At 71.5% G+C, this 23,665-nt stretch carries 25 protein-coding genes; 14 read left to right on the top strand and 11 right to left on the bottom strand.

Annotated features, from left to right (window positions below; genetic code table 11):
- Both KBA23_RS09490 and KBA23_RS09485 read left to right on the top strand, forming a co-directional pair.
- Positions 1-559 (top strand): type 1 glutamine amidotransferase (locus KBA23_RS09490; protein ID WP_290739907.1); only part of this gene is annotated, 559 nt, incomplete at its 5' end.
- Positions 559-1,473, top strand: coding sequence for a DMT family transporter (locus KBA23_RS09485; protein WP_290739905.1), 915 nt, complete (start codon positions 559-561; stop codon positions 1,471-1,473). The genes KBA23_RS09490 and KBA23_RS09485, both read left to right, overlap by 1 nt.
- Here the strand turns inward: KBA23_RS09485 and KBA23_RS09480 are convergent.
- From KBA23_RS09480 to KBA23_RS09470, 3 genes are all read right to left on the bottom strand, one after another.
- On the bottom strand, positions 1,430-1,606 hold the full coding sequence (locus KBA23_RS09480; RefSeq protein WP_290739902.1) for a DUF465 domain-containing protein: 177 nt from the start codon (positions 1,604-1,606) through the stop codon (positions 1,430-1,432). The two genes, KBA23_RS09485 and KBA23_RS09480, sit on opposite strands and share 44 nt — an antisense overlap.
- A 131-nt stretch (positions 1,607-1,737) precedes the next feature.
- Entirely contained in the window at positions 1,738-2,517 is a 780-nt protein-coding gene (locus tag KBA23_RS09475) for a methyltransferase (protein ID WP_290739899.1), read from the bottom strand.
- Positions 2,514-2,732 (bottom strand): DUF2007 domain-containing protein, encoded by a 219-nt coding sequence (locus tag KBA23_RS09470; protein ID WP_290739896.1) that lies wholly within the window; start codon positions 2,730-2,732, stop codon positions 2,514-2,516. Before KBA23_RS09470 ends, KBA23_RS09475 begins: the two co-directional genes overlap by 4 nt.
- Between KBA23_RS09470 and KBA23_RS09465 the strand changes: the two genes are divergently transcribed.
- Entirely contained in the window at positions 2,731-3,756 is a 1,026-nt protein-coding gene (locus KBA23_RS09465; RefSeq protein WP_290739893.1) for a polyprenyl synthetase family protein, read from the top strand. The genes KBA23_RS09470 and KBA23_RS09465 overlap by 2 nt on opposite strands.
- A gap of 159 nt (positions 3,757-3,915) precedes the next feature.
- Here KBA23_RS09465 and KBA23_RS09460 read toward each other — a convergent pair whose 3' ends face one another.
- The 3 genes from KBA23_RS09460 to KBA23_RS09450 all read right to left on the bottom strand — a co-directional run bounded on the left by KBA23_RS09460 (position 3,916) and on the right by KBA23_RS09450 (position 8,267).
- The gene (locus tag KBA23_RS09460; protein ID WP_290739890.1) at positions 3,916-4,770 is read right to left on the bottom strand and encodes a 4-(cytidine 5'-diphospho)-2-C-methyl-D-erythritol kinase; all 855 of its coding nucleotides are present in this window, start codon (positions 4,768-4,770) and stop codon (positions 3,916-3,918) included.
- Between the two features lie 4 nt (positions 4,771-4,774).
- Entirely contained in the window at positions 4,775-6,502 is a 1,728-nt protein-coding gene (locus tag KBA23_RS09455; protein WP_290739887.1) for a tetratricopeptide repeat protein, read from the bottom strand.
- Positions 6,503-6,635: 133 nt separating this feature from the next.
- Positions 6,636-8,267 carry an electron transfer flavoprotein-ubiquinone oxidoreductase gene (locus KBA23_RS09450; RefSeq protein WP_290739910.1) on the bottom strand — a complete coding sequence of 544 codons (1,632 nt, stop codon included), beginning with the start codon at positions 8,265-8,267 and terminating at the stop codon, positions 6,636-6,638.
- A 241-nt stretch (positions 8,268-8,508) separates the two neighbouring features.
- Between KBA23_RS09450 and KBA23_RS09445 the strand changes: the two genes are divergently transcribed.
- The 3 genes from KBA23_RS09445 to KBA23_RS09435 are packed head-to-tail and all read left to right on the top strand — an operon-like array spanning position 8,509 to position 13,001.
- Positions 8,509-11,337: an aminotransferase class I/II-fold pyridoxal phosphate-dependent enzyme gene (locus tag KBA23_RS09445; protein ID WP_290739884.1), complete on the top strand. Its 2,829-nt coding sequence runs from the start codon at positions 8,509-8,511 to the stop codon at positions 11,335-11,337.
- 40 nt (positions 11,338-11,377) lie between these two features.
- Positions 11,378-11,848: a transcription elongation factor GreA gene (greA, locus tag KBA23_RS09440; protein WP_290739881.1), complete on the top strand. Its 471-nt coding sequence runs from the start codon at positions 11,378-11,380 to the stop codon at positions 11,846-11,848.
- Between the two features lie 16 nt (positions 11,849-11,864).
- Positions 11,865-13,001 carry a hypothetical protein gene (locus KBA23_RS09435; RefSeq protein ID WP_290739878.1) on the top strand — a complete coding sequence of 379 codons (1,137 nt, stop codon included), beginning with the start codon at positions 11,865-11,867 and terminating at the stop codon, positions 12,999-13,001.
- Positions 13,002-13,131: 130 nt separating this feature from the next.
- On the opposite strand, the gene KBA23_RS09430 is transcribed toward KBA23_RS09435, so the two are convergent.
- Positions 13,132-14,307 (bottom strand): MFS transporter, encoded by a 1,176-nt coding sequence (locus KBA23_RS09430; RefSeq protein ID WP_290739875.1) that lies wholly within the window; start codon positions 14,305-14,307, stop codon positions 13,132-13,134.
- 177 nt (positions 14,308-14,484) lie between these two features.
- Positions 14,485-15,102: a molybdenum cofactor guanylyltransferase MobA gene (gene mobA, locus KBA23_RS09425; RefSeq protein WP_290739873.1), complete on the bottom strand. Its 618-nt coding sequence runs from the start codon at positions 15,100-15,102 to the stop codon at positions 14,485-14,487.
- A gap of 57 nt (positions 15,103-15,159) precedes the next feature.
- Here mobA and KBA23_RS09420 point away from each other — a divergent pair, with 57 nt between their 5' ends.
- The 6 genes from KBA23_RS09420 to KBA23_RS09395 all read left to right on the top strand — a co-directional run bounded on the left by KBA23_RS09420 (position 15,160) and on the right by KBA23_RS09395 (position 19,647).
- Entirely contained in the window at positions 15,160-15,870 is a 711-nt protein-coding gene (locus KBA23_RS09420; RefSeq protein WP_290739871.1) for an AzlC family ABC transporter permease, read from the top strand.
- Positions 15,867-16,184: an AzlD domain-containing protein gene (locus tag KBA23_RS09415; protein ID WP_290739868.1), complete on the top strand. Its 318-nt coding sequence runs from the start codon at positions 15,867-15,869 to the stop codon at positions 16,182-16,184. The genes KBA23_RS09420 and KBA23_RS09415 overlap by 4 nt, the downstream gene beginning before the upstream one ends.
- A 71-nt stretch (positions 16,185-16,255) precedes the next feature.
- Complete coding sequence (gene metA / locus KBA23_RS09410; RefSeq protein ID WP_290739865.1) at positions 16,256-17,170, top strand: homoserine O-succinyltransferase; 915 nt, start codon at positions 16,256-16,258, stop codon at positions 17,168-17,170.
- A gap of 75 nt (positions 17,171-17,245) precedes the next feature.
- The gene (gene ppk2, locus KBA23_RS09405) at positions 17,246-18,178 is read left to right on the top strand and encodes a polyphosphate kinase 2 (RefSeq protein WP_290739862.1); all 933 of its coding nucleotides are present in this window, start codon (positions 17,246-17,248) and stop codon (positions 18,176-18,178) included.
- Positions 18,179-18,251: 73 nt separating this feature from the next.
- Positions 18,252-18,734: an RDD family protein gene (locus KBA23_RS09400; RefSeq protein ID WP_290739860.1), complete on the top strand. Its 483-nt coding sequence runs from the start codon at positions 18,252-18,254 to the stop codon at positions 18,732-18,734.
- A 97-nt stretch (positions 18,735-18,831) separates the two neighbouring features.
- Positions 18,832-19,647 carry an arginyltransferase gene (locus KBA23_RS09395; RefSeq protein ID WP_290739858.1) on the top strand — a complete coding sequence of 272 codons (816 nt, stop codon included), beginning with the start codon at positions 18,832-18,834 and terminating at the stop codon, positions 19,645-19,647.
- 94 nt (positions 19,648-19,741) lie between these two features.
- Here the strand turns inward: KBA23_RS09395 and KBA23_RS09390 are convergent, their stop codons facing one another.
- Positions 19,742-20,317, bottom strand: a complete 576-nt coding sequence (locus KBA23_RS09390) for a peptidylprolyl isomerase (RefSeq protein ID WP_290739856.1) — start codon at positions 20,315-20,317, stop codon at positions 19,742-19,744.
- A complete protein-coding gene (locus tag KBA23_RS09385) occupies positions 20,317-20,823 on the bottom strand; it encodes a peptidylprolyl isomerase (RefSeq protein ID WP_290739852.1) in 507 nt (168 codons plus the stop codon). Before KBA23_RS09385 ends, KBA23_RS09390 begins: the two co-directional genes overlap by 1 nt.
- A gap of 104 nt (positions 20,824-20,927) precedes the next feature.
- Between KBA23_RS09385 and KBA23_RS09380 the strand changes: the two genes are divergently transcribed.
- Entirely contained in the window at positions 20,928-21,533 is a 606-nt protein-coding gene (locus KBA23_RS09380) for a uracil-DNA glycosylase family protein (RefSeq protein ID WP_290739849.1), read from the top strand.
- The gene (locus KBA23_RS09375; protein ID WP_290739846.1) at positions 21,530-22,312 is read left to right on the top strand and encodes an SseB family protein; all 783 of its coding nucleotides are present in this window, start codon (positions 21,530-21,532) and stop codon (positions 22,310-22,312) included. Before KBA23_RS09380 ends, KBA23_RS09375 begins: the two co-directional genes overlap by 4 nt.
- 128 nt (positions 22,313-22,440) lie before the next feature.
- On the opposite strand, the gene KBA23_RS09370 is transcribed toward KBA23_RS09375, so the two are convergent.
- Positions 22,441-23,665, bottom strand: a 1,225-nt coding sequence (locus KBA23_RS09370) for a S8 family serine peptidase (protein WP_290739843.1), incomplete at its 5' end; no start/stop codon positions are given.

The following is a 23,665-nucleotide window of genomic DNA, read 5'->3' as shown; positions in this document are numbered from 1 at the left end:
GACCGGCTCGCGCCACGGCGTCTACGACGATCTGCCCTGGATCGCGCCGCTCAAGGCCTTCCTGCGCGCCTGCGTCGCCGAGGGTGTGCCGGTCGTCGGCGTCTGCTTCGGCCACCAGATCCTCGCCGAGGCGCTCGGCGGCAAGGTGGTGAAATCCGATCGCGGCTGGGGCCTCGGCGTGCAGGACTACGAGGTCACCGCGCGCCCGGGCTGGATGGCCGACCTGCCCGACCATTTCGCGGTCAACGCACTGCACCAAGACCAGGTCGTCGCGCTGCCGCCCGACGCCACCGTGCTCGCCCGCTCCGCCCATTGCGACTACGCCGCCCTCGCCTACGGCGATCCGGAGAGCCCCGACGCGATCTCGCTCCAGCCGCATCCGGAGTTCGGACCCGCCTTCATGGACGAACTCCTCGCGCTCCGCGCCGGCACGGCCTTCCCGACCGACGACGCCGACGCCGCCCGCGCGACGCTGGGACGCGAGGTCCACGCCGGCGCCTGGGCCCGGATGATCGTCGACTTCCTCCACCGCGCCGCGGCCGACCGCAACGCCGCCTGATGAGCCGCTCACGCGCCACGGCGCTAGGCTTCGGCGCGATCGGCATGTGGGCGCTGCTCGCGCTTCTGACCGTCTCGGTAGGGCCGGTGCCGCCGTTTCAGCTCACAGCCATCTGCTTCGTCATCGGCGGGACGCTGGGCCTCGGCTGGATCGTCGCCTCGGGCGTGGGCCTCGCGCGGCTGCGCGGCCTGCCGTCGGCGGTCTGGCTGGTCGGCATCGGCGGGCTCTTCGGCTACCATGCCTGCTACTTCACCGCGCTGCGGCTCGCGCCGCCGGCGCAGGCGAGTCTCGTCGCCTATCTCTGGCCGCTCCTGATCGTGCTGTTCTCCGGGCTCCTCCCCGGCGAACGTCTCCACGCCCGGCACGTCCTCGGCGCGGCGATCGCCTTCGCGGGCGCCTGGCTCGTCGTGCTCGGACCCGGCGCGAGCTTTTCGCCCGCCAGCCTGCCCGGCCTCGCCGCCGCGGCGGCCTGCGCGGTGATATGGGCCGGCTATTCCGTGCTCAGCCGCCGGCTCGGCACCGCCCCGACCGAGAGCGTCGCCATCTTCTGCCTCGCGACGGCCGCCCTGTCGGCGCTGGCGCACGTCGCCTTCGAGACCACCGTCTGGCCGCAAGGCGCGATGGCCTGGGCCGCCACGGCGGCGCTCGGCGCCGGACCGGTCGGGCTCGCCTTCTATCTCTGGGATTTTGGCTGCAAGCGCGGAGACATCCAGCTGCTCGGCGTGGGCGCCTATGCCGCCCCGCTCGTGTCGACGCTCTTTCTCGTCGCTGCCGGCGTCGCACGCCCGACGCCGAGCCTCGCTCTCGCCGCGATCCTCATCGCCGGCGGGGCGCTGCTCGCGGCGCGCGCAACGCCCCGGAGGGCCCGCCCTACTGAAGGGCCTGGGACGAAAGACGTTCGATCTCTTCCTTGAGGTGGAGCTTCTTCACCTTCAGCTGCTTGATGCTCAGGTCGTTCGAGCCGGGCTTCGTCTGCTCGGCTTCGATCGCGTCAGACAGGGCCTGATGCTTCTTCCGCAACTCGACGAGGTGGGAGCTCAGGGTCATTCGTTCCTCCTTCACTTTCCGACCAACCGGGTCAGGAAAGCACGAAACGTCCCCCCTGTCACGCAGCCGTCACCGACAATGCGCCACAAGAACCTGCGAGCGGGCCACTCCCGATGCGTGCGCACGAATGTTCACGCGCGCGCTCCGCATGTATCATCCGCCAGCGCCGATTCGCCCCGCAGCACCGCCGCGACCGCCGGCGCATAGCCCTCCCGGCCCCCATCGCCGCCCCCGCCCGCATGCAGCGTCAGCGGCGCGAGCAGCGTCATCGCCGCCTTGCGTCCCTTCACCGCCCGCACCAGCACCCGGGTCGCGGGCTTGCCCTCGCGCGGCAGCGCCGGCAGGACGGCGATCGCCCCTGCCGGGCCGTCCAGCGCCGCGAGAATCGCCGGCAGCCGGGCCGGCAGGTGGACGAGAGCCAGCACACCGCCGGGCCGAAGCCGACGCAGGGCCGCGGCGATCCACGCGTCGACGCCGGTCGCCTCGCGGTTGGCCGCGTCCCGTCCGGCGTCGGGCGCTGCCGCCGACGCGGCGGGATGATAGGGCGGGTTCGTCAGCACCAGATCGAAGGACGCGGCCTTCACCGCCGGCGGCGGCCGCAGCACGTCCCCCTCGTGCCCGACGAAGGCGATCCCGTTCTCCGCCGCGTTGCGCCGCGCGAGGTCCAGATACTCCCCCCGCCGCTCCAGCCCGTGCAGTTCGATCCCGGGCGTCCGCGCGGCGAGGCACAGCCCCGCCGTACCGGCCCCGCAGCCGAGGTCGAGCACCCGCATCCCCGAAGCCGCCGGGGCGAAGGCCGCCAGCAGCACCGGGTCGATCGCGGCCCGGTAGCCCTTGCGCGGCTGCCACAGGCGGATCCGCCCGCCGAGGAAGCCGTCGCAGGTCAGATCCGCCTCGGCGAAGCCGTTCACGGCAGCCGCCCGTCCACCTCGTTGTCGGCGAGAATCGCCCGGGCCCGGAAGGCGTCGCGGTCCGCGACCACCAGGCGCCGGGGAAAAAGACCGATCCCGCCTTCGAGCACGCTCATGTGGACGTCCAGAACGAAGCAGTCTATATCCTCGGCCCGCAGCAGCGCCGTCGAGAAGGCGATGGCCGTCGGATCCGTCGAGCGCAGGACTTCCTTCATGCCCCGTAGCCTATCGAGCGTCCCGGTCGAGGTCGAGAGCGGCCCGAGCCCCTATGACCGGATGCGAGCGGCGCTTGCGGACGACATGGCGCGCGTCGACGCCACGCTGCGCGAGCGGATGGCCTCCCGGCATGCCCCGCGCATCCCCGAGGTCACGGCGCATCTGGTCGAGGCCGGCGGCAAGCGCCTGCGCCCGCTTCTCACCCTCGCCGCCGCCCGCCTCTTCGGCTACGAGGGCGAGAACCACGTGCGGCTCGCCGCCACGGTTGAGTTCATCCACACCGCGACGCTCCTCCACGACGACGTCGTCGACGAGAGCGCGCGCCGCCGCGGTCGCCCCACCGCGAACCTGCTCTGGGACAACAAGTCGAGCGTGCTGGTCGGCGACTATCTCTTCGCCCGCGCCTTCCAGCTCATGGTCGAGCCCGGCTCGATGCGCATCCTCGGGGTGCTGGCCGACGCCGCCGCGACCATCGCCGAGGGCGAGGTGCTGCAACTCACCGCCACAGCGCGCCTCTCCACCAGCGAGGACGTCTATCTCCAGATCGTCCGCGGCAAGACCGCCGCGCTCTTCGCCGCGGCGACCGAGGTCGGGGCGCTGATCGCCAGCGCGCCGGAGCCGCATGTCGCGGCGCTGCGCGACTACGGCGACGCGCTCGGGATCAGCTTCCAGATCGCTGACGACCTGCTCGACTATGGCGGGCTCGGGGCGCGAATCGGCAAGAACGTCGGCGACGACTTCCGCGAGCGCAAGATGTCGCTTCCGGTCATCCGCGCCGTCGCCGCCGCCGACCCTGAGGAGCGCGCATTCTGGCTCCGCACCATCGAGAAGGGCGACCAGGTTCCGGGCGACCTCGATCAGGCGCTGGCGCTCATGGCCCGCCACGGCGCCCTCGAAGGGGCGCGCGCGACCGCCCTGTCCCATTCCGAACGCGCCCGCGCCGCGCTCACCGCCCTGCCCGACAGCCCGATGAAGCGCGACCTCGACGAGCTTGCAGACTACGTGGTCGCCCGCCTGGTCTGACCGACGCCGCCATACCGGCGGGTCTGCCAGGCCGCCCGGCGCAACGCAGGCCAACACGCGCTAACACGCGTGATAGGTAGGTTAACTACCTGAATTCAAACGATAAAAATGCCAAAGGATCAAAAAGGGCCCGCGAGTCGTTTCGTGAGCCCGCCGGTATCATTCCGTCGGCGCCGCCGCGACCCACCAGCCCGGCCGCGCCCGCGCAATGGCGGCCGCTGCGGCCTCGGCCTCGGTCGCGGCCGCAAAGAGACCGAAGCAGGTCGCCCCCGATCCCGACATCCGCGCGAGCAGGCACCCCGCCTGCGCCGCGAGCGCCGCCCGGGCCTCGGCGATCGGCGGGGCGAGGCGGAGCGCCGGCGGTTCGAGGTCATTGCGCTGCCGGACGAGCCACTCGACCAGCGCCGCCGCCCCGAGGCCCCGCGGCGGCGGCTCCAGCGGCGCATTGTCGCGCCGCTCCAGCCCGGCATAGGCGGCCGCGGTGGCGACAGCGACGCCGGGATTGGCGAGGACGAGCCAGAACGCGGGCAGCGTGACCGGATCGAGCGCCTCGCCGACGCCCCGCATCCGCGCCGGCCGGCCGGCGAGGCACACCGGCACGTCCGCGCCGAGCGTCACGGTCGTCGCGGGCGCGGGCGTCGCGACGCCCCAGACCCGGGCGAGCAGTCGCAGCGCCGCCGCCGCGTCGGCCGAGCCGCCCCCGAGCCCCGACGCGACCGGCAACGCCTTGGCGAGCCGAAGCGCCGCTCCCCGCCCCGCCGGCCGGATCATCGCCGCGGCCCGCAGCACCAGGTTCTCCGGCCCCGCGGTCAGTCCTGCGGCGAAAGGCCCCTCGACGGACAGTGTCAGCCTCTCGGCCGGCACGGCCTCCAGCAGGTCGCCGAGGCGCAGGAAGACCACGAGGCTGTCGAGCTCGTGGTAGCCGTCCGCGCGGCGGCCGGTGACGTGGAGCGCGAGGTTGACCTTGGCCGGAGCGAGCTCGCGGAACCCCGCCGGCGCGTCGGCGGGGGCCACCCGCTCAGCCGTCCTGCGGACCGTCCGTGGCGGCGGGCGGCGGCGTCCGCGCCTCCGGCCCCACGGCCTCGAGGCCGCCCGAGAGCTTGGCGCGCAGCCGGTCCATGTCGAGGTCGGGGGCCGGCCCGAAGGACAGCGCGCGCCGCCACTGGAACTCGGCCTCGCGCTTGCGGCCGACCTTCCAGAGCACGTCGCCGAGATGGTCGTTGATGACCGGGTCGACCGGCTCGAGCTCCACCGCGCGCAGCATGTGCGGCAGCGCGTCCTCGTAGCGGCCGAGCCGGAAGAGCACCCAGCCGAGGCTGTCGGTGATATAGCCATCGTCGGGCTGGCCGGCCACGGCCTGCTCGATCAGGGCCAGCGCCTCGTCGAGGTTGCGGCCCTGCTCGACCAGGCTGTAGCCGAGATAGTTCTGCACGCTGGGCTGGCCTGGCTGCAACGCCAGCGCCTCGCGGAAATCCGCCTCCGCCTTCGGCCATTCTCCGGCGCGCTCGTAGGCGATGGCCCGGCTGTAGAACAGGCCCCAGTGCGCCGGCAACGGCGGGCTCAGGAGCGCGATCGTGGCGCTGTAGGCCTTGGCGGCGTCAGCGTAGCGCTCGGCCATGCGCAGCTGATCGGCCAGCGCCGCCTGCACCTCGAGCGAATCCGGGTGCGCCGCGGCCAGCGCCGTCAGCGTGGCGATGCCGGCCTCCGCGTCGCCTGCGGCGCGCTGAGTCTCGGCGCGGCGGATTTCGGCCGTGACGTACCAGGGACTGTCGGCCGGCACCTCGGCGAGGGCGGCGGTGGCGAGATCATAGCGACCCTGACGAGCCAGCGCCTCGGCCGAGACCAGCGAGGCCTCGACGAGGTCGGGCCGGATATACCCGGCGAGGCGCGCATAGACGATGGCGAGCCGGTCGCTGTCGGCCGACCCGAGCCCCTCGGACATGGTCAGGAAAACGTCCGCGGCGCCGTCCTGCGCCCGGGTGATCTGGGTGAACGGCACTTCCTCGCCCGCGGCGAGCCGGTCGCGCAGGTCGACAAGCGCCGTCGAGGGATAGCCGTCGGCCAGCGCCCGGTCGATCACGGCAATGGCGTCGTCGGTCCGGTCGATCTGGGCGAGCGTCTGCGCATGGGCGGCGATGGCGGCGCGGCCGAGGTGCAGCGGTCCGTTCTGCCCGCCCGCGAAGATCGCCTCCGCCGAGACGAAATCTCCGGCGAGCGCCAGCGCCAGCGCCTTGTGATACTGGCCATAGGCCGCCAGCGCCTCGTTCTGGTTCATCGCGTCGAAGCGCGCCTGCGCCTCGACGAAGTCGTCCCGCCCCGCCGCGAGCCAACCGGACAGAAGCCCGACGAAAAGCGGATTCGCGTCCGACCCGGACTTGCCGAGCGTCGCCTCCGCGGCGCCGAAGTCCCCCCGCGCGAGGTCGTCGGCCAGCACGACGAGGAGCCCGACCGGGTTGCCGGGAGCCTTCGCCAGCAGTTCCTTCGCCAGCGTCACCGCCCCGGCCACATCGTTCTCCGCCACCCGCGCCACCGTGGCGTTCTGCATCAGGACCAGATTGCCCGGATCGAGCGCCAGCGCCCGGCCGTAGTAGGCGGCGGCGGTGGCATAGTCGTCCTGTATGTCCGCCTGGGTCGCCGCGAGGTAGGAGCCCGACAGCCCGGCCGCGGCCGCCACCTGCGGCGGCGCTGCGAGGACCGCAGCGGCGGTCACGAGGACGGGGAGGATCTTGGCGCGGTTCAGGGGCAAGAGGGAGCGCTCCACGGCGGCTTGGGGGCGAGGCACTTGGGCTTGGGGCGAGGCATTTGCCCCGAAGCGTAGGACGACGCCGCGGCGGACACAATCCGCGCGGCGCCGCAGCAAGTCACATGTTCGGGTATTGTCACATGTTCGGATAGTTCGGTCCATCGCCGCCCTGCGGCGTGGTCCAGACGATGTTCTGCAACGGATCCTTGATGTCGCAGGTCTTGCAGTGCACGCAGTTCTGGAAGTTGATGACGAAGCGCGGATTTCCGCCGTCCTCGTCGCGCACCACCTCGTAGACCCCCGCCGGGCAGTAGCGTTGCGCCGGCTCGTCGTAGCGCGGCAGGTTGATGTCGATCGGGACGTACGCATCCTTCAGCGTCAGGTGGCAGGGCTGCTCCTCGGAGTGGTTGGTGAAGCTGAACGCCACGTTGGTCAGCCGGTCGAACGAGAGCTTCCCGTCGGGCTTGGGGTAGTCGATCGGCTCGAACCGCGCCGCGCGACCCGTCGCCTCCGCGTCGGTCTTGCCGTGGCTGATCGAGCCGAACGGCGACCAGCCCCCGGTCAGCGACCCGATCCACATGTCGAGCCCCCCGAGCGCCAGCGACGCCGTCAGCCCGAACTTCGACCACAACGGCTTGACGTTGCGGACCGGCTTCAGGTCGCGCCCGATCGGCCCCCCGCGCACCGCCTTCTCGTAGTCCACGAGTTCGTCGCCCGCCCGTCCGGCCTTGATCGCCGCATGGGCGGCCTCGGCCGCGGCGATCCCCGACAGCATCGCGTTGTGGTTGCCCTTGATGCGCGGCACGTTGACCATGCCCGCCGAACAGCCGAGCAGCACGCCCCCCGGGAAGGTCAGTTTCGGCAGCGACTGCCAGCCCCCCTCGGTGATCGCCCGCGCGCCATAGGCGATGCGCCGCCCGCCCTCGAGCAGCGGCGCGATCAGCGGGTGATGCTTGAACCGCTGGAACTCCATGTACGGAAAGAGGTGCGGGTTTTCGTAGTTCAGGTGAACGACGAAGCCCACGTAGACCTGGTTGTCGCCGAGATGGTAGACGAAGGATCCGCCGCCGGCGTTCTTGCCGAGCGGCCAGCCCATCGTGTGCAGGACGAGGCCGGGCTTCGAGACCTCGGGGCGGACCTCCCACAGCTCCTTCATGCCGAGCCCGAACTTCTGCGGCTCATGCCCTTTGGAAAGCTCGTATTTCTCGATCAGCTGCCGCGCGAGGGAGCCGCGCACGCCCTCGGCGATCATCACGTACTTGCCGCGCAGCTCCATCCCGGGCTCGTAGGACGGCCCAGGGGTCCGGTCCGGCTCCAGTCCGAACTCGCCGGCGACGACGCCGATGACCCGGTCGCCCTCGCAGACCAGCGCCGAGGCGGCCATGCCGGGAAACACCTCGACCCCGAGCTCCTCCGCCTGCCCGGCGAGCCAGCGGCAGACATTGCCCATGGAGACCACGTAGTTGCCGTGGTTCGACATCAGCTTCGGCATCGGCCAGTTCGGGATGCGGACGTCGCCGGCCCGCGTCAGGAGGTAGAACCGATCGTCCGTCACCGGCGTGTCGAGCGGCGCGCCCTTCTCCTTCCAGTCGGGGATCAGCGCATCGAGGCCGACGGGATCGAGCACCGCGCCCGAGAGGATATGCGCGCCGACCTCGGAGCCCTTCTCGAGCACCACGACCGACAGGTCGGGATCGAGCTGCTTCAGACGGATCGCGGCGGAGAGCCCGGCGGGCCCGGCGCCTACGATCACGACATCATACTCCATCGACTCGCGTTCGACCGCGGAGACTGGCTCGGACACTGGCGGGCTCCCCTGGCTGGCCGCGGCCCCTGCCGCGACGCATCGAGCCCTAGCTGCGACGGCGGCACGGGTCAATCGCGAGGCCCGCAAAGCCGCGCGAGACCCATCGCACCGGCGTGACCCGCTGCCGACTTGCCGCTATGGTGCGCTCACGGATCCGGCGGGCGTCGAGCGGCGGCGCGCACCCAGGCTGCGAGAGATGGCAATGAAGTCGATCAGCGAGCATTACAGCGCCGTCCAGTTCCGCTCCGACCAGTGGAGCGCGCTCCGCGCGAGCGCCGAGGAACTCCAGCGGGCGCCGGAGGGGCGCGCGGCCGAGCGCCTCCGAAAGCGGATGCGCGAACTCTTCGAGACGCTCGCCCCGCTCGAGCCCTACTGGGCGTTCCCCGGTCCGCAGGCGTTCGCCCAGCTTCGCCGGATGCTCGAGGCCGGAAACCTCGACCGGCTCGCGTTCGCGGTCCGGCGCGTCACGCGCGCGCTCGCCACCGGCGCCTACCGGCGGCGCACCATCCCGCTCGATCGCGACGACGCCGAGGAGCACGAGGGCGACGACGAGGTGTTGCTGTCGCCCGAGACGCGGGCGCTCGCCAAGCCGTACTTCGAGGTGCTGCTCGTCGATCGCGTCAACGAGCAGCAGGACCGGTGGCTGAAGGCGTCCATGCAGGCCATGCGCCGCCCGGCCGATCCGTTCCACTACGAGGCGGTGATCGTGCCGAGCCTCGAGGACGCGCTCATCGGATGCCTCTTCAACCACAACGTCCAGGCGGTGGTCGTGCGCCCCGGCCTCGCGCTGATGTCCGCGATCGAGCTCGACCTCCTCACCCGCTTCCTCAACCGCGTCGGCGACGAGGACGTGGACGCGCTCGCCCCGGAGGACTACGGCCCCGAGCTCTGCCGGCTGATCGCCAAGGTCCGCCCCGAACTCGACGCCTACCTCATCACCGATCGCTCGGTCGAGGAGATCGCCGGCAAGGATCTCGGGATCTGTCGGCGGGTCTTCTACAATCAGGAGGATTTCGTCGAACTTCACCTCAACATCCTGCGCGGCGTCCAGTCGCGCTACAAGACGCCGTTCTTCACCGCACTCGTGAACTACTCGCGCCAGCCGACCGGCGTCTTTCACGCCATGCCGATCAGCCGCGGCAAGTCGGTGACGCGCTCGCACTGGATCCAGGACATGGGCGCCTTCTACGGCGCCAACATCTTCCTCGCGGAGACCTCGGCGACCAGCGGCGGCCTCGACAGCCTCCTCGAGCCGCACGGGCCGATCAAGGACGCCCAGGAGCTCGCCGCCCGCGCCTTCGGCGCCCGCCAGACCTACTTCGCCACCAACGGCACCTCGACCTGCAACAAGATCGTGGTGCAGGCGCTGCTCCAGCCCGGCGACGTCGTGCTGGTGGACCGCGACTGCCACAAGTCGCACCACTACGGCATGGTGCTGGCCGGGGCGCACGTGGTCTACCTCGAGAGCTACCCGCTCAACGAATACTCGATGTACGGCGCGGTGCCGCTCGCCGAGATCAAGGGCCAGCTCCTGAAGCTCCGCGCGGCCGGCAGGCTCGACCGCGTGCGGATGCTCCTGCTCACCAACTGCACCTTCGACGGCATCGCCTACAACGTCGAGCGCGTCATGGAGGAGTGCCTCGCGATCAAGCCCGACCTGATCTTCCTCTGGGACGAGGCATGGTTCGCGTTCGCCCGTTTCGGCCCGGTCTACCGCCAGCGCACGGCGATGAACGCGGCCAACATGCTGCGCGAGCGACTGCGCACGCCCGAGCACGTCCGGGCGTGGGAGAAGCAGCAGGCGAAGCTCGAAGGCGCCGACGACGCGACGCTGCTCAAGACCCGCCTGATCCCGTCGCCGCAGGCGCGGGTGCGCGTCTACGCCACTCAGTCGACGCACAAGACGCTGACCTCGCTCCGCCAAGGCTCGATGATCCACGTCAACGACCAGGACTTCAAGGGCGAGGTCGAGCAGAACTTCCGCGAAGCCTACATGACGCACACCTCGACCTCGCCCAACTACCAGATCATCGCCTCGCTCGACGTCGGCCGCCGGCAGGTCGAGCTCGAGGGCTTCGAGTTCGTCCAGCGCCAGTTCGAGGCGGCGATGTCGATGCGTCGCGCCATCGCCTCCCACCCGCGCCTGCAGAAGTACTTCAAGGTGCTCGCCCCGGGCGACATGATCCCCGAGCGCTTCCGCGGGAGCGGGGCGACGAACTACTACGCCGCCGACCAGGGCTGGACCGACATCTGGGACTCGTGGGCCAACGACGAGTTCGTGCTCGACCCCACCCGCGTCACGCTCGCTGTCGGAGGCACAGGCTGGGACGGAGACACCTTCAAGACCAGCATCCTCATGGACCGCTACGGGATCCAGATCAACAAGACCTCGCGCAACACCGTCCTCTTCATGACCAACATCGGGACCACGCGCTCCTCGGTCGCATACCTCATCGAGGTGCTGGTGCGCATCGCGGGCGAGCTCGACGACCGGCTCGACCATGCCTCGCGGATGGAGCGGCTGAGCTTCGAGCGCCGCGTCCACGCCCTCACCGCGGACCTGCCGCCCCTGCCCGACTTCAGCCGCTTCCACGACGCCTTCCGCACCGACGCCGTCACCGCCGCGGGCGACATCCGGGCCGCGTTCTATCTCAGCTACGACGAGGCCAACTGCGACTACAGCGACCTGCACGGCGGCCTCGACGCGGCGATGGACGCCGGCCGCGAGGTGGTCTCGGCGAGCTTCATCATCCCCTACCCGCCCGGCTTCCCGATCCTCGTGCCCGGCCAGGTGATCAGCCGCGAGATCCTCGCGTTCATGCGCGCCCTCGACGTGAGCGAGATCCACGGCTACCGTCCGGAGCTCGGCCTGCGGGTGTTCACGGCGGAGGCGCTCGCGCGACACGCAAACGCCGGCGGGGCTCCGCGACGGGCGGACGGCGGCTTGCAGGTTCTCACGACGGGACATAAGGTGATCGAGACGGCGGGGAACCCGCCAGACGAGGTCGACGCCCGGCGTCGGCCTCGTTGATTTTGCGTGCGATGGCGCTGGGGCGCTCGGGAGGCAATGGATGGAGAAGTTCCCGCTCACGGCCAAGGGGTTCGCCAAGCTCGACGCCGAACTCAAGCGGCTGAAGTCCATCGACCGGCCGCAGATCATCCGCGCCATCGCCGAGGCGCGCGAGCACGGCGACCTCTCCGAGAACGCCGAGTACCACGCGGCGCGCGAACGCCAGAGCTTCATCGAGGGCCGCATCAAGGAGCTCGAGGCGATGATCGGGCGCTCCGAGGTGATCGACGTCAGCCGCCTGTCGGGGCCGGTGAAGTTCGGCGCGACCGTCGTGCTGCTCGACGAGGACACCGACGAGGAAAGAACCTACCAGATTGTCGGCGAAGCCGAGGCGAGCGTCGAGCAGGGCCTCCTGAACATGAAGTCGCCGCTCGCCCGCGCCCTGATCGGCAAGGAGCCGGGCGAGAGCGTCGAGGTGCGTACCCCGGGAGGCGTGCGCTCCTACGAGATCCGCACAGTTTCCTTCGTCTGATCGGGGGGGCGGCGCGATGGCCCGAGACATTCCACGCGCCAGCCTCGACGCCATCGGCCGCAGTTTCTCGCGCCTCGAGGCCCTCGGGCCCGTCCGCCGCCGCGCCGCGGTGGCGAGCGTCGTCTGGGCGGTCATCGTCATCGCCTATGCGATCGGCTTCTTCGGCGCGTCGCAGGCGCGCGGCACCTCGTTCCTCGACGGCGCCTTCTTTCTCGTCACGCTGGCGCTGCCGCTGATCCTGATCTGGATCGCCGCCTACCTCGCCGAGGAGCTGACCCGCCAGCGCGAGATGATCGCCGGGCTGGCCGAGCTGTCGACGCCGCTGTTCGGGGCGCTGGAGGCGACGCGGGCTGGACTGGACCGGCACGCTCCCGCCTCGCCCTCCGAGCTGCGCGCCGCCGTCGACGACGCGGTTCGCGCCCTCGCGCCGACGGACTCCGCGCCGGCCATCGCCCGGCTGGAGACGGGCCTCGCCCGCGTGGAGGCGGCGCTCGCCGCGCTGCGCATCGCGCCGGCGGCGGCTACCGAGCCTGCGCCGTTGCCCGTCGTGGCGCCCGATCCGGGCGATCCGAAGCCCGAGGCCGCCGCCCCGCGGCGCGTCCGGGCGGCGAAGGGCGCTGCGCCAACGCCGCCGGCCGGTCAGGCCGCGCTCCCGCTCGCCGCTCCCGCCGAGCCGGAAGAGCCGCTCGGCTGGGGCGAGATGATGCAGGCGCTCGACTTCCCGCGCGATCCTTCCGACGAGGACGGGTTCCGCGCGCTCCGGCGGGCGCTGCAGCGGCACAGTCTCGCGCAGATGCTGCAGGCCGCCGAGGATCTGCTGACCTATCTGTCGCAGGAGGGCGTCTACATGGACGACCTCGCGATGGCCCCGGCCGACGCCGCCGCCTGGCGTCGCTTCGCCGCCGGCGGCCGCGGCGCCCCGGTCGAGACGCTGGGCGGCATCCGCGACGAAGGCGCGCTCGACGCCGCCCGCGGGCTGATGAAGCAGGACGCCGTCTTCCGCGACGCCGCGCTGTTCTTCCTGCGCCGCTTCGACGCCGTACTCGGCGAGATCGTCGGCGAGGCGAGCGACGAGGGGCTCGCCCAGCTCGCCGACACCCGCTCCGGCCGCGCCTTCCAGCTCATGGCCCGCGCCACCGGCGCCTTCGACTGACCCCGCGCCTGCATTAACGATTCAATCCCGACTCTTTTGCCTGACATATGCGTTGTGCATACGTCGTGCATGGAGTGTGCATCGAACGATCCGCCGTAAACCCTTGACGCCGAAGTCTTCGGACGGAACCTCAGACCGGCAGAGTCTCGCCCCGCCAGCGCCGGGCGAGCACGACCGACAGACCCGTTCCCACCACGGAGAAGCCGGCGGCGATGGCGAAGACCCCGCCCCCGTACGCCGGATAGGCCGCCGCGGCGGCCAGCATGCCGAGCAGCAGCAGCGATCCCGTCGCGAGCGACGTCATCGCGCCCTGCGCCGACGCCCCGTACCGCGGCGGCACCGCACGGACGATGAAGGCGATCGCGCCCAGATGCCCGAGCGCGAAGGTGAGCGCATGGCTCGCCTGCAACGGCCAGAGCATCCACACCGGCGGGTCGAGCGCCATCAAACCCCAGCGCGCCACCCCGGCCACGGCCGACACGGCGATCGAGCCGACGGCCCCGAGACGGGCGACCGTCCAGCTGCCGATGGCCACCATGAACACGATCTCTGCCGCGACCGAGGCCGCCCAGAGCCCGCCGATCGTCGCCGGTCCGATTCCGAGCCCCGCCCAGTGCACCGAGGCCAGCGCGAAGAACACCGAATGGCTCGCCTGGGCGAAGGCGACCGTGGCGACGAACAGGAAGAAGGTCCGGTCGACCAGCAGCCTCCCGATGTCGGAGAACCGCGGCGGCGCCACGTCCGGCAGGCGCCGCCCGCCGGGATGGCCGAGGACGAGCGCCACGACCGCCGCCATGCAGGCGACGATCGACCAGAGCGCGAGGTTCGTGCCGCACGTGACGATGAGCGCGCCGACCACGAGGTTCGCGGCGAGAAAGCCGAGCGAGCCGAGCCCGCGCGTCTGCGCATAGGGAAACCCGAAGGCGCGCGAGGCGGCGACGCCGAGCGCCTCGGCGATCGGGCCGATCGCCGCGAAGGCGGCGCCGAGAACGACGGTCGCGAGCAGAAGCTCGACCCGATCGGTGATCCACAGGTGCAGGACCGTGGCGATCCCGGCGACCGTCGCGCAGACGGCCACCACCATCCGCCGCCCGTCCAGCCGGTCGGCCCAGGCCGGCAGCACGAGGCCCGCCACGACACGGACGCCGGTGCCGACGGCGACGTAGAACCCTACCTCGGAGGGCGTGAGCCCCCAGTGCTCCAGCCATAGCGGCCAGAACGGCGCGTGCACGCCCATCGCCATGAAGAAGGCGATGTAGAACGCGGTCGTATGCAGTCCCGGGCGGGACAGGACGGCGGGAATCAAGGGGTCGGGTCCGAACCCGGCGAGGGCAAGAGCGCGCCGGATCGCCGGGCCGAACGTCGCGGGCGCGCCCCCCCTGTGCCACCGATCGCGTCACGCAGGCAAGTCCCCCCGCGCGACCGGTCACGGCAGCGACCGGTCCCCTCGGCTGCGCCCGCCGCAGGCGCGCCGCGCAGGCGATCAACCCTGCGCCAGCCGCGCCTCCGCCTCGGCGAGATCCGCCGGCACGTTGACGTTGAAGAACGCCGCCTCGTCCGGGAAAGCAACGGGTGCGGCGCCCTCGCGGGCGGCCCACTCCGTCACCCGCCGCGTTCCCGCTACGAGCGCCGCCGCCAGGTCGCCGCGGCGAGCGACCCGCCAGAGCGCGCAGGTCGGGTGCGCGCCGTCCTCCGCCACGGCGACCGCGACCGGCGCGCCGCCGATGCCGGCGGCGAGGCGGCCCACAAGATCGCGCGGCAGGAACGGCGTGTCGGCGGCCACGGTGGCGACCAGCCCCGCCCCCTGCCCCGCCGCCCAATGCATCGCAGCGAGCACGCCGGCGAGCGGACCGGCGAAGCCCTGAAACCCGTCCGCCGCCACCGGCAGCCCGAACCCGGCGAACCGCCCCGGATCGCCGTTGGCGTTCAGCGCGAGCGGCCCGACCTGCGGGGCGAACCGCGCGATCACATGCGCGAGGACCGGCCGCCCCCCGAGCGGCAGCAGCGCCTTGTCCCCGCCGCCCATCCGCCGCGACAGGCCGCCCGCGAGGATCACCCCGGCGATGGTCTCGGACGGCGGGGACGCGGGGTTGCAGGTCATGGCGCGCGCAAGATAGACGAGGCCGACAGTCGGCGACAGTCGAGGAATGACGAGACCATGCCGCTCTCCACGCACCGGCGCGCCTTTTTCCGGGGCATGCGCGACGGCGCGCCCTTCCTGATCGTCATCGTCCCTTTCGGAATGCTCTTCGGCGTCGTCGCCCGCGAGGCCGGCTGGGACATGGCGCAAATCCTCGGCATGAGCGTGCTCGTCATCGCCGGGGCGTCGCAGTTCACCGCGCTCCAGCTGATGCAGGACCACGCGCCCACCTTCATCGTCATACTGACCGCCACGGTGGTGAACCTGCGCCATGCCATGTACTCGGCAAGCCTCGCGCCGCATCTCGGCCCGCTGCCGCTCTGGAAGCGCGCCCTGGTCGCCTACGCCCTCGTCGACCAGACCTACGGCTCGGCGATGCACCGATACGCGCTCGCGCCCGGTCTCTCGCCCGCCGAGAAGGCCGCGGTCTTCTTCGGCTGCGCGACCCAGACCTGCATCGTCTGGTACGCCGCCACCGTCGCCGGCGCGCTTCTCGGCTCGGGCCTGCCGCCGGCGCTCGCGCTCGACTTCGCCGTGCCGATCGCCTTCATCGCCATCTTCGCGCCGGCGTTGCGCAGCCTGCCCCATCTCGCGGCCGCCCTCGTCTCCGTCGTTGTCGCCCTCCTCCTCGCCTCCCTGCCCTACGGCCTTGGCCTGATCGCCGCCGCCATGCTCGCCATGCTGGCAGGCGCCGCCGTCGAACTCGCGCTGGAGCGGCGCCGGCCGTGAGCCAGATCTGGATCGTCATCCTCGGCCTCGGCCTCACCACCTTCCTTCTGCGCTTCTCCTTCCTCGGCCTGATCGGCGACCGCGAGCTTCCGGCCTGGGCGCTGCGTCTCCTGCGCTACGTGCCGGTGGCGGTCATGCCCGGGCTTGTCGCGCCCCTCGTCGTCTGGCCGGCGGCGACGGGCGGCGAAGCCGACCCGGCTCGTTTGGTCGCAGCGGCGGTGGCGCTCGGGGTCGGGGCCTGGACGCGCAGCGTGCTCGGCGCGATCCTCGGCGGCATGGGGGCGCTCTACCTCATGCTCTGGACCATCGGCTGAGCCGTTCCACCCGCGATTGCGCACGGCGCCTCGCCGCCTTATCTAGCGGCTTCCCGAGGAGCCTGCCCCAGATGCCGATCAAGATCCCCGCCAGCCTTCCCGCCCACGACGTCCTGAGACGCGAGGGCGTGATGGTCATGTCCGAGGAAACGGCGCTGCGGCAGGACATCCGCCCGCTCCAGATCGGCCTCGTCAACCTGATGCCGAGGAAGGTGCAGACCGAGACGCAGTTCGCCCGGCTGATCGGCGCGACGCCGTTGCAGATCGAGCTCACGCTCATCCGCATGACCGAGCACGTCTCGAAGAACACCGCCCTCGCCCATCTCGAGGCGTTCTACACCACCTTCGCCGAGGCGCGATCGCGCAAGTTCGACGGTCTCATCGTCACCGGCGCGCCGATCGAACACCTCGAATACGAGGCGGTCTCGTACTGGGACGAGATCCGCGCGCTCTTCGACTGGACCCAGACCAACGTCCACCGCACCTTCGGCGTCTGCTGGGGCGGCATGGCGATGCTGAACCACTTCTACGGCGTGCCGAAGCATGCGCTGCCGGCCAAGGCCTTCGGCTGCTTCCGCCACCGCGCCGTCGCCGCCGGCTCGCCCTGGCTTCAGGGCTTCTCGGACAGCTTCATGGTCCCGGTCAGCCGCTGGACCGAGGTGCGCCATGAGGATCTCGGCCTGCATGCCGACCTGCGCGTTCTCATCGACAGCGAGGAGCTGGGCCCCTGTCTCGTCGAGGACGCGCGGCACCGCGCCCTCTACGTTTTCAACCACCTGGAATACGACTCCACCACGCTGCGCGAAGAGTACGAGCGTGACGTCGCCGCCGGGGACGCAATCGAGCCGCCGGTCGGCTACTTCCCCGACGACGACCCGCGCCAGCCGCCGGAGAACCTGTGGCGCAGCCACGGCGCGCTTCTCTACGGCAACTGGATCAACGAGATCTACCAGACCACCCCCTACGACCTCGCCCGGATCGGCTGACCCGAACCGGCGGAGCCGTTGCGACGCGCGCGGCGGGGCCGCATAGTCGCCGCGACGGCTCCGCGGGGGACAGGCATGGCCACGAACGACAGGACGGCCAAGGGCAACAAGTCGGCCAGGAGCCACAACGGTTTCGCCAAGCCCTTCGATGGCGCGGTAAGCCGGTACTTCCGGAAGGGCGCCCCCAAGGCCGTGCGCCAGGCGATCGAACGGGCGGGCGGCGACGAGATCCTGACGGAGGGCTACCCCTATCCGGGGCCGATGTCGAAATCCGACTACGAGGCCGAGTACGACGCCTGCCAGCTCGAGCTGGCCAAGCTCCAGCGCTGGGTGCGCGACACCGGTCGCCGGGTGGCGCTGGTCTTCGAGGGCCGCGACGCCGCCGGCAAGGGCGGCGCGATCAGGCGGTTGACCGAGAACCTCAACCCCCGCCAGGCGCCGGTCGTCGCCCTGCCCGCGCCGTCCGACACCGAGCGCACCGAATGGTATTTCCAGCGCTATGTCGCCAACCTGCCCTCGGCCGGCGAGATCGTGATCTTCGACCGATCCTGGTACAACCGCGCCGTGGTGGAGAAGGTCTTCGGCTTCTGCACGGACGAGGAGCGCGCCGCCTTCTTCGAGCAGCTTCCCTATTTCGAGGCGATGCTCCGTCACGACGGCATCACCCTGATCAAGATCTGGCTGGCCGTCGGCCGCGCCGAGCAACTGCGCCGCTTCCTCGACCGCGAGCGCGACCCGCTCAAGCAGTGGAAGCTGTCCGAGATCGACGTGAAGGGCCTCGCGCTTTGGGACGAGTACACGACGGCGGTCGGCGAGATGTTCGAGCGCAGCCACAGCCCCGGCTCGCCGTGGACGGTGATCCTCGCCGAAGACAAGCGACGGGCGCGAATCGCGGTGATGCGCAAGGTGCTCGAAACCTTCGACTACCCCGGCAAGAAGCGCGTCGAGGCCGACCCGAAGATCGCGATCGATCCCGACGTGCTCGCCGCGCTCACCGGGCGCGCCTGACCGCGCGGCGCCGGCCCTTGCGGACGGCCCCGCGGCCCCCATCTTCTGGGGGAAACCGGGGGACCGACACCGAATGAGCCACGCCTTCGACGCCTACCACGACACCGTGATGCACGGCCTGCCGGATCCGGATCGGGACCGGCAGTTCTATGCCGGCGTCCTCCGTCGTCGTTTCGCCGCCTGGATCGTGGACGTGGTGATCATCCTCGCGATCGGCGTGCCGCTCGCCTTCCTCTTCGGCCTCGTCACGCTCGGGTTCGGCTTCGCGGCGTTCCCCCTGATCCTGTCGAGCGTCGCGATCGTCTATCGCGCCGCGACGCTGGCTTCCGCCTCGGCAACCTGGGGAATGCGGCTGATGGGCGTCGAGTTCCGCCGCCACGATGGGTCGCGCCTCGACGGCGGCACGGCGCTGATGCAGACGCTCGTCTACGCCTTCTGCGTGGCGGTCGTACCGCTGGCGTTCGTGAGCGTGCTGATGATGGCGTTCACCCGCTACGGCCAGGGGCTGCCGGACCTGATCCTGCGAACCGCCATGATCAACCGTCCGGCCGACTGACGAGGGGCGGATCCGGGCGGATCGGGAGAATCCTGTTGCCCGCCTCGAAAACGTGTTGTTACCCTTGGCCGCAAGGGGGATCGCATCCGGGGCCGCCATGCGCCACAGCCTGCCGCAGTCGCATCAGTTCTACGTCACGGCGCCGCAGCCCTGCCCGTATCTTGCCGGCAAGATCGAGCGGAAGCTGTTCACGGCGTTGCAGGGCGACGGCGCCGCGCGGCTGAACGACGTCCTGTCGCATCAGGGCTTCCGGCGGTCGCAGAACGTGCTCTACCGCCCGTCCTGCGCCGGCTGCTCGTCCTGCCTCTCGGCCCGGATCGTCGTCGGCGACTTCGTCCCGAATCGCAGCCAGCGCCGGACGCTGACGCGCAACGCCCGGCTGGAACGCACGAGTTCCAGCCCCTGGGCGACCGAGGCGCAGTTCGCCCTCTTCCGCCGCTACCTCGACGCCCGCCACGCCACCGGCGGCATGGCCGACATGGACAGCCACGAGTTCAGCGCCATGATCGAGGAGACCCCGGTGCGCAGCCGGGTGGTCGAATACCATGAGCGCGGGCCCCGGGGCCGCGAGCTGGTCGCCGTCTGCCTGACCGACGTGCTCTCCGACGGCGTGTCCATGGTCTACTCGTTCTTCGATCCCGACCGCGCCGGCGACAGCCTCGGGGCCTTCATCATCCTCGACCACATCGCCATCGCCCGCGAGGCGGGGTTGCCTTACGTCTATCTCGGCTACTGGGTGCCCGGCAGCCCGAAGATGGACTACAAGCGGCGCTATCGCCCGCTCCAGATCTTCGTCGACGGCCGCTGGACGGAACTGGGCGAGGCCGATCTCAGCCGCATCGGCCGCGGCGGCGGCGAGCGCGTGGCGATCGGAGAGCAGGTCTCCGCCATCGAGCTGCCCGCGACGAAGTAACCTGCCGGCCGCAGAGTCGCCTCAAGGGGCAGGTCAGGCTGCCTCAGGGGCGCGCGTGTGCCGCCGCCGACTCCGGGCGGCGGCAACGCGGGCCTCAGGGCCCGTCGGCCTTGACGTAGACCTTCTCCATCCAGTCCGGCTCCGCCACCGCGCCGCCGCTGGCGATGTCGCCGCGTTCGATCGCGTCGACGACCTCCATCCCGGACGCCACCTCGCCCACGATCGTGTATTGTCCGTCGAGATGCGGGGCCGGGGCGAACATGATGAAGAACTGGCTGTTGGCCGAGTTCGGGCTCTGGCTGCGCGCCATCCCGACGACGCCCCGGTCGAACGAGGCGTTGCCGGTGAACTCCGCCGGCAGGTCAGGAAGCCCCGACCCGCCCGTCCCCGCCATGCCCTGGCCGAAGGTCGCCCGCGTGCCGTGCGCGACGTCGCCGGTCTGGGCCATGAAGCCCTCGATCACCCGGTGGAAGGCGACCCCGTCATAGGCCCCTTCCCGCGCCAGCTCCTTGATCCGCGCGACGTGCTGCGGCGCGAGATCGGGGCGCAGCGCGATCTCGACCGCGCCCTTGCCCGCGACCTCGATCACCAGCGTATCCTCCGGCGCGGCAGCCAGCGCCGCCCCGCCCAGCCCCGCCGCAAGGGCGACCGCAGCCATGAGCCGCCGCATCAGGAATCCGCCGCCACGCGGACCGCGACCATCCTGTCCGGGTTGCTCGGTGGCTCGCCGCGCACGATCCTGTCGACGTGCTCCATACCGGACAGGACACGTCCCCAGACGGTGTACTGGCCGTTCAGGAAGTGCCCGTCCTCGAACATGATGAAGAACTGGCTGTTGCCCGAGTTGGGGTTCTGGCTGCGCGCCATGCCGAGCACGCCGCGGTCGAAGGGGAGCTTCGAGAACTCGGCCGGCAGATCGGGCCGGCTCGACCCGCCGGTGCCGGCGCGACGGATGTTGAACCCGTCCTCCATGTCGCCGTTCTGCACGTCGCCGGTCTGGGCCATGAAGCCGTCGATCACCCGGTGAAACGCGACGTTGTCGTACTCCCCGGCCCGAGCGAGCGCCTTGATCTGCTCGACATGCTTCGGCGCGACCGCGGGCAGCATCTCCACGACCACGTCCCCGTCCTTGAGCTGGATCACCAGCGTGTTCTCCGGATCCTTGATCTCGGCCATCCGTTCCTCCTGCGGTGGATTCAGGCGCGGACCCTAGACCGCCGTCCGGCCGAGGGAAAGGCCGCCCGTTGACCCTGTGGCACGGTCGGCTTAGGCCCAAGGGCATGGATGGCGGGCGCATCGACGAAGTGACGGCGCTGGCGGCGGAGGTGGCCGCTTGCCGCCTCTGCGCCGACCGGTTTGCGGCGACCGCCACCGCCCATGCGCCCCGCCCGGTGCCATGGCTCTCCGATCGCGCCCCGATCCTCGTCTGCGGCCAGGCGCCGGGCGCCCAGGTCCACGCCAAGGGACGGCCCTTCGACGACCCCTCCGGCGACCGTCTGCGCGCCTGGCTCGGCGTCGACCGCGACGCGTTCTATGACCGCCGCCGCTTCGCCGTGCTGCCGATGGCCTTCTGCTTCCCCGGCTACGACGCCAGGGGTTCCGACCTGCCGCCGCCGCCGCTCTGCGCCGCGACCTGGCGCGCGCGCGCGCTGGCGGCGATGCCGCAGGTCCGCCTGACCCTCCTGATCGGCGGGCACGCGCAGGCCTGGATCCTCGGGCGAGGCTCCGTCACCGAAACCGTCGCGCGCTGGCGCGAAGCGCCCGCCGGCGTGCTGCCCCTGCCTCATCCGTCCTGGCGCAACACCGGCTGGCTCAGGCGCCACCCGTGGTTCGAGGCCGAACTGCTCCCGGAACTGCGCCGCCGCGTCGCCGAGTTGATCGAATGACCGCAGAGACCCCCATCGACGCCGCCTTCCTCGCCATGGAGGCGGCGCCCGAGGACGAAGCCGCGCGGCGACGTTTCCACGAGCGCCTGATGGACGCCGAGCTTTTCGTCCTGCTGGAGGCCGAACCCGAGGGGGCGACGCTGCGGCCGCTCGTCTTCGACCTGGAGGAAGGGCGCTTCGCTCTGGCCTTCGACCGCGACGCACGCCTCGCCGCCTTCCTGGACGCGCCGGCGCCCTATGCCGCCCTCGCCGGCAGGCGCCTCGCGTCGGCGCTTGCGGGAAGCGGCGTCGGGCTCGGACTGAACCTCGGCGCGGCGCCCTCCGCCACGCTGCTGCCGGCCGAAGCGGTCGACTGGCTCGCCGACATGGCCCGGGCCGCCGCTGCCGAGGCGGCGGCGGTGCGGCCGACGGCGGTGCGACCGCCGCACGACGCCACCGAGGCGCTCGTCGCCGCGCTCGACGCCAAGGTCGCGGCGATGGCCGGACGGATCGACGCGGCCTGGCTCGCCACGCTCGAGCACGGCGACGACGCCGGCCGGCTGGTTCTCGCCGTGGCCGGGGCGACGCCGACCGCCGAGGCGGGGATCGCCGCCGCCGTCGCGGAAGCCGCGACGTTCGCCGGGATCGAGATCGACGTGGCCTTCCTCGCAGTCGACGCGCCGGCCCGCGGCGCCTTCGAGCGCAACGGCCTGCGTTTCGACCCGCCCGTGCCGCCCGCACCGACGCCGCCGGGCCGGCCCGGCGGGGACCCCGGCCGCCCGCCGATCCTCCGGCGCTGACGCGGGAACCGACGCCGCCGCCGGCCTCGCTGAGCGCGAAGATTTCTGGCCGTGAACGCCCCGCGGAGCCTCCGCATCGGGGGGAGCGCCCCGCCGATCCGGGCCCCGGTTTTGCCGGTCGCGCGCCGTCAGTTCTTGGCGGACAGCACCTTGGCGCCGGAGCCGCCGCAGCTGGAGGACTGCAACAGACCGAACCCGTAGATCGGGTCGCGGCCGGGCGCTCCGAGGTCGCGGGCCCGCGAGGCGATCGCGCTGCGTCCGTCGTTGGTGTCGTGGACCCGGCCGAGCGCGATGTCGCGCGCGAGGCTCGCGGTCACGAACGGCGCGGCGAAGGAGGTGCCGGTCCAGAAGGCCAGCCCCCCGCGGGCGTCCGCGCCCCAAATATCGACGCCGGGCGCGGCCACGTAGATGTAGGGGCCCCGGTTGTTGTTGTCGTAGGGTCGCCCGCGCGCATCGACCGCCGACACGGCGATCACGGCCGGATAGGCGGCCGGATAGGCCGGCCCGGCGCCTGGGCCGTCGTTGCCCGCGGCGGCGACCATGACCAGCCCGCGCGACGCGGCAGCGGCGATCGCCTGCTCGAGAAGCGCGTTCTTCGGGCCCATCAGCGACAGGTTCACCACCGGCACCCGCTGCGCCGCAATCCAGTCGAGCGCCGCGATGATCGCGGTCGCGTCGGCGCGCAGGCCCCCGGAATCGCTGGCGAAGACATTGGCGCTGTAGAGCTGGGCCCCGGGCATGAGCGGCCCTGTGCCTGGCAGGTCGCCGACCAGAATGCTCGCAATGGCCGTGCCATGGGCGACGTTCGTCGACGCGCCCTTCTCGACGAAGTTCTTGCGGACGATCTTTGCGCCGGACAGCGTTTCGTGCGTGCCGACGCCTGAGTCGATCAGCCCGACACGGGTCGGAACCGGACAGGTCGGACCGAGCGGCGCGCCGATCATGTTCGCCGCGTAGCGAACCGACGCCTGCTCGCCGCTCGGACGGTAGAGGTGGGCGAGATCGAATGTCACCTCGGGCAGCACCGAGCGCGCCCGCGCCAGCGCCGCCTCGGCGGTCTGGTTCGACGGCGTGCGCAGGCGCGCCACGATCCGGTTGCCGAGAAGCGGGCTGCGCCGTTCCGAAATGGTGCGGAATCCGAGCGCGCCGAGAACCTGACGGGCGTGCGGAGTCAGGCCCAGGGCGGTGAGTTCGTGACGACGATAGGAATCGCGGCTCTTGCCGGAGGAGTAGCGGATCCGAGGCGCCGTTGCAGCCGCCTTCGGCTCGACCTGGACCACCTGTTTCGTCGCGTTGACGGCGGGAACCTCCTCGACCACCACCACCTTCTTGACCACGACCGTTGTGGTGACA

The organism is Amaricoccus sp. (assembly GCF_017995835.1).
Lineage (GTDB): Bacteria > Pseudomonadota > Alphaproteobacteria > Rhodobacterales > Rhodobacteraceae > Amaricoccus.
Note: the sequence above shows the minus strand (reverse complement) of the source record. Positions and strands in the feature narration are given on the sequence as shown.